Annotated in this window: 5 protein-coding genes, 1 tRNA gene and 1 pseudogene; 3 read left to right on the top strand and 4 right to left on the bottom strand. The window is 57.5% G+C overall.

The genetic code is table 11. From position 1 onward, the window contains the following. A pseudogene (locus tag EN964_RS37825) lies at nt 1-492 on the top strand (ABC transporter ATP-binding protein); the annotation flags it as partial. Nucleotides 493-633: 141 nt separating this feature from the next. On the opposite strand, the gene EN964_RS22865 reads toward EN964_RS37825, so the two are convergent. From EN964_RS22865 to EN964_RS22850, 4 genes are all read right to left on the bottom strand, one after another. Beyond that, nucleotides 634-1,344 carry an SOS response-associated peptidase gene (locus EN964_RS22865; RefSeq protein WP_127268091.1) on the bottom strand — a complete coding sequence of 237 codons (711 nt, stop codon included), beginning with the start codon at nt 1,342-1,344 and terminating at the stop codon, nt 634-636. Between the two features lie 10 nt (nt 1,345-1,354). Next, complete coding sequence (locus tag EN964_RS22860; RefSeq protein WP_127268090.1) at nt 1,355-2,656, bottom strand: hypothetical protein; 1,302 nt, start codon at nt 2,654-2,656, stop codon at nt 1,355-1,357. Between the two features lie 125 nt (nt 2,657-2,781). Beyond that, on the bottom strand, nt 2,782-4,215 hold the full coding sequence (locus EN964_RS22855) for a tyrosine-type recombinase/integrase (protein ID WP_164749065.1): 1,434 nt from the start codon (nt 4,213-4,215) through the stop codon (nt 2,782-2,784). Nucleotides 4,216-4,314: 99 nt separating this feature from the next. Then, nucleotides 4,315-4,390: transfer RNA gene (locus EN964_RS22850), tRNA-Thr, on the bottom strand. Between the two features lie 156 nt (nt 4,391-4,546). Here EN964_RS22850 and EN964_RS22845 point away from each other — a divergent pair. Beyond that, on the top strand, nt 4,547-4,714 hold the full coding sequence (locus EN964_RS22845; RefSeq protein ID WP_127268088.1) for a hypothetical protein: 168 nt from the start codon (nt 4,547-4,549) through the stop codon (nt 4,712-4,714). Nucleotides 4,715-4,938: 224 nt separating this feature from the next. Further along, a complete protein-coding gene (locus EN964_RS22840; RefSeq protein WP_127268087.1) occupies nt 4,939-5,160 on the top strand; it encodes a hypothetical protein in 222 nt (73 codons plus the stop codon). Nucleotides 5,161-5,468: the final 308 nt, after the last annotated feature.

Raw genomic sequence — 5,468 nt, 5'->3', positions numbered from 1 at the left:
GTCTTCCTGCTTCCTGAAGTGGGGCGCAGAATTGCGGAGCATGAGGGCTATAACGGGGGAGATCTCGATAGTCGGCTCGACGCGCTGAGACAAGCCGTCTTCGCTGACGTCACTCCAGCATCGGCTGCGGGCACTATCGCGCGATACTGCCGGCGACGAATTGACCGCACCCTGAAGATGATTGATCTCAGCGGCGCAACTACGGTTGCAGAAATCGCAGCCGAATTTGCCACAAAGACGGCAGCACTGGACATTGCCGCAATTGGAGCCGAAGCGACGGCCCGTATCGATGCCGCTGTGGCAAACCAGGACATGGCCGAATTGGCCAAGCACTACGACAACAAGGGACTGATGGCTCTCGTGGCCAGACATCTCAAGAACACGACAATGAGCGAGTTCGAAATGTGGATAACTCGCGTCTTGCGCAACAATTTGGTTCCCGGACTTACGCAAGCCCTTCGCCGGGTTCTTCCCACAATTCAACCGCGATAGGACCTCGACATACGCTTTAGCGCCTGCATTGGACACTGCATGCATTTGGTGCCGCGATTGATGCCGGAGTTCGTAGTCCAGCCTGTCCGTTAGCCTTTGGTAAACAAATGTCCGTTGCCGAAGTCGTCCCCTTCGGTAGCTTCACAGCAACGGCAGTCGGCCATCTTTCTTGCCCAGCGGAAACTTGATCTGCGTGGCCGGTTTGTCGACGATCACAAGGGCATCGTCAGGCGCGGTGCGTTGCAAGCCCCTTGCTTCCGACCATGGGGCTCGTAGCCACGTCTCGGTTTCCTCTTTCGTCGTCAGGATCACCGGCATGGCCTTCGCATGGATCGGCTTGATGAGGGCGTTAGGCTCGGTTGTGAGGAACCCATAGACCTCATGGTCGCCGGGACCGTCCTTCACCTTGCGCACCCCATGCCAATGCGTCCAAACCCCTGCAAAGAAGAACAGCGGGCGGTCTTCATTCAAGGCAATCCAATAGTTCCGCTGAACGCCAGTCTGGGGGTCCTTGTCATTCTTCTCTGGGCTCGGCTCGGCAAAGCTCGTCACTGGAACCACACAGCGATGCTCTACGCCGAGGTATTGCCGCCAGTAGGCAAGGTGGGTCTTGCGCACGTTGGTAGTGCCGTAATCGGCGTTGCCTTTCACATGTTCTACGGGCGTCGGCATCCCCCACAGCAGATTGGCAAGCTCGCGTTGCCCGTCCGACGCATTGCGAACTACAGGACCGGGGGGCCGGTTGGGGTAGATGTCAATTGACGGCTCAAGGTTGCCCAAGATGTCCCGCAAGGTGCCGGTCCATTGGCGGATGGCCTCTTGCGACGTGGTGAGGTTGTAGAGGTTGCACATGGCTGGTTCCTTAGGCGTGGCCTTCGCTGACTAATCCAGAGCCAAGGATCGGTTGCTGCCTAGCGTCGATGCCGACAATTACTCGCGTCAATCGGTGGACGAGATCAGCCAAATCTAGGATGCGCTGATCTTCTTCTCTCGTCGAATATGGCGAGACCAAGTTGCCATGCATCACGGAATTTCGCAGCTTCCTCCAAGCGCTGACATTCGCGGCTGTGACGGCGCCCCCCTGCCGAAGGTCCCCTAGGAAACTGGACACGGTCTTTGTTTCAGCTCTAGTTAATTCGTCAAGAATGCGCCTCTTCAGCCTCGCGTCGCCGTCCCAGGTCTGAGTGTGATCCCGAAGCGCGCTCAAGTCCTTCTCGACGAAGTCGGCCTTCAGTGGAGTTGGCCCCATCAACAGCTTTGCAAGACCCTCTGCGACGCTCGCCAAAGTAAGGCAAAGCACCCAGCGCGATCCTTGTGTCGCTTGTATGATCTCTTCGTAAAGGCGTGTGATCAGATGCGGCTCGGAATTTAGATGCCCCCCTTCGTCACGCGTATTCGCAACATGTTCGAGCAATTTCCCGTAGAGGGTCCAGAAGTCCGGCTTTGATTCGAAGGGATTTCCATCCACCAATGAGGCAATGCCCGAGTCTATAAAACGCCTTGGAGACGGTCGCAGCCAGACCTGTGCTCTGCCATCTCCAAAGTTCCGCGCCACGAGGCGAGGAAAAATTAACTGACCCAGCAAGATTCGCAACGGCTCGCTCAGCCAATTCTCGGTACATGGGTGCGGCAGCGCCTTGGACGACGTAGCCGTAACCCAGAGAGCGCTTCCGTCCTTCGTACGGAAGAACTCAATTTCGGAACCGAGAACCTGTACTGTTTGCTTGGCGAGCCGGCGACTATATTCGACCTCGACGTCATCAAGCGTGGTGACCGTAACCATCGCCTTCTCTACAGGCACCCGCACCTCAGGCTGAAAGACCAACTCCACGCTCGATAGTTGGGAAACCCATCGCCCGGACGCGCTAGTGAGAAGCGAGTCCAACTCGCCCCACAACTCCCAAATGCCCGTCTTCGTCTCTCCTAGCTGCGGATTTGTCCAGCCTGCTGCCCACTCAGTTCCCTGTATGTCCGTGGCAAAGAGGCGAAAGGTGTTGGAGGTATCGTAGGGATCTTTCTGCTGCTTAGCGAGCCGCTTGAACGCATCCGCACTGTCTGATGGTGTGGCATACATCCGATACTCAATTTCGGTGAAGCTCTTAATTACAATGCGACCTGAGCCGGCAAAGACCGGAGGTTCAAAGTCACCGCCGATCATCTTCATCGTCGGACAGTCGATTGTGATTGGAAGCGGTTTGAGCAGATGCCGCCAGCGATCTAGCGTCCGTATAGGCACTGGAGCGGATGCTGGGGTCAAGAAACCTCCTTCATGTCATTTGCTCGGCAGTTCTACGTCATTTCAGACAGTTCGGAAGGCCTCTCGATGTGTTCTTCTCCAAGTGCTTTCAGCATTGCCTCAGTCGCCACCTTCAGCCGCGCTTCTTCGCCGCCGTAGTTGTCTCCCGCACCACCCCCTGAGTGGCCCATGATCGAGCGCTTGAGCTTCTCGGGGACCCAAGCGATCACCAGCAAGTCCTCCATTCGGTGCCGCAATGAGTGGGTGGTTACCTTCTTGTCGGTCACTGCGGCTCTAACGTGCTTACCAAGCGCGGCCGAGGCTTTGTCGCCACCGCCTTCATGACCGTAACGGGCAAACAGCATCTTGCTTTCGCCTGCCGCCTCGACGGCTTCATGTGCTGCCTGAAGGGCGTCGCCAATGAGCGGGACCTTCCGACGAGACACTTCGGTTTTGACGCGGCGCTCGTCGTGCCACTCGACGTCAATGTGTGGATATTTGGCCTCCAGCATAACGTCGCTGACCCGAAGCCCGGTAATCTCGGATAGACGGCAGCCGGTGCCCTCTAGGAGCCTCCAAATTTGTTGGAGATCGCTGGCGGCGCGGTCAAGCACCCGCTCCCGCGTCGCGGCCAATTGCTCCGGGGTGAAGGGAAGCCTCTTTCGCTTGTCCGGCTCCCTACTGCTGTCGGCAACATCAAGCTTTTCAAATTGGTTCTTTGTGCCGGTTAGGTCGAACTCGCGAATGCCATGGGCAACGATTGCGCGCACGACATTGAGGTATCGGTCCACAGTCGCAGCAGTCGGGATTTCCTTCAACATGGCGTTGGCGACGGTTCTGGCGTCGGCACGCTTCATGTCCGCCAGCACCGGGTCAAAGCCGAGAGCCGACTTCACGTGCCCGACCACACGGTCGGCTTGTTGCTGGTCCCGCTTCTTCGATTTCTCGGAAGGATTGGTCTTAGTGAAACGGTCGTTCAGATAGACCCGCTTGGCGTCCTCTAGGGTGGGCGAGGGACCGACCGGCTTATTTGAGGAGGTCAGTAGCGTCAGCAGTGCCCGGTCCTCGTCAGAGACGCCAACGGGGTGGTCGGTCTCTTCGTCCCTCGGATAGCCTTTAGCGATCTGCTCAGCGACGACATCGCGAGCAATCCATTCCGATCGTTCCTCAGGATCATCAGGATCGCCGCTGCCAGCGCGATACGGGTTGAAGCCGAGGTCCCGAAGTCGCTTGGTTGCTTGGTCGAACAGTTCGCGCGCTGTGAGCTTCGCTTTGGGCGCCTTCACTCCGTGCAACTCGTCCCATGCTTTGGCGAAGATTTGCTCCGCCTCGGCGTGGGTGGCGTCATACTGCTTGCGCACCTCGGCGTCGGTTTTGCCGAGGCGAAGCACCATCTCTGTCTTGCCCAGAATGCCTTGAAGTGCCTTGGGCACCTTCCTTCGATAGACCTTCCTATTGCCGCGCGGCTGGACATGTTCCAGTGCCATTTTCATCCTCGGTGTACCCCTCGGTGTACCTTTTGGTGTACCTCGGGGGACGTTGAAACCCTTGAGTTCCTTGATTTCTGGGGATTGTCGGGTGGAAACTGGTGCCCCCGGACGGAATCGAACCGCCGACCTTCGGTTTACAAAACCGCTGCTCTACCAGCTGAGCTACAAGGGCACGGCGCTCCGGTTAGCATATTTGTTGCGCCAGTAAAGACAAAACTCCGTTTTTCCCCGGCATGCCACATGGCCCGTCGACGAGGGCATCCTGAAAACCGCCGGATTGCTTCCTACATCTAGGGAAGGGTGCAATCGCTTCGAGCAGGGGTGTGGCATGATCAGATTAGTCATCATTCTCCCGATCATCTTCGTGGCCTGGATGCTGCTGGTGAAAATCATCAGCGATGTGAAGAAGGCCAATGTCGACTGGACCGGCGTCACCACCATCATCGGCTTCATCGCGCTGGCGTTCTGGCTGCGCCATGTCACGGGGATGGGGTGAGAGAGAGCGAATAGTGAGTAGCGAATAGCGAATAGGGAACGGCAACGTAGCGATTGGTAAGTGGCGTTCCTGCCTTTTCCTACTCGCTATTCGCTATTCACTATTCGCTCGGGCCAAAGGCCCCACAAAAAATCTCTTCGACCTATCGAACCTTTTGCCGCGCCGCGCCGACTGATGGTTAGAGGCGAATGGGTCGCCTCGATCAAAAGATCCAGGAGATCATCATGTTCAAGCGCACTCTTACCTCAGGCCTCGTCGCCATCTTCGTCGCCACCGGCGCGCTCGCCGGCACTGTCGGCACGTCGTCAGCCCACGGCATGCACGGCCATCATCACAACCACAACCACAAACATCACAAGAAGCACTTCAAGAAGTTCTGGTGGAAGCACTATAACCACCACAACAACCATCACCACAGGCACGGCAGGGTGATCATTTTCCTTTGATGGAGGGACCCAATTCCCAAAAGGGCGGCTTCGGCCGCCCTTTTTGCGTTCGGCGTTGCGATGTAGGCGGGCAAGCTAGCGATCTCCCCCGCAAGCTACGGCATGCACACATTTCCAAACAACTGGTCTTTGGCGATAGGGTGCATGGCAGCTTGGAGCATGCATTGTCTTATGCGGCGCAGGTCGACCCCCACTCCGTCTCGGCTTCGCCGAGCCACCTCTCCCCCGATCGACGGGGTAGAGGAAAGGCGCCAAGCTTTTGCCGTTAACGCTCGTCCAGCAACGCTCCTTTCCTTTCCCTCCGGAGG

It is taken from the genome of Mesorhizobium sp. M7A.F.Ca.CA.001.10.2.1, from assembly GCF_003998575.1.
Taxonomy (GTDB): domain Bacteria; phylum Pseudomonadota; class Alphaproteobacteria; order Rhizobiales; family Rhizobiaceae; genus Mesorhizobium.
The sequence above is the reverse complement of the archived record's forward strand: the minus strand, read 5'-3'. Positions and strand labels throughout refer to the sequence as shown.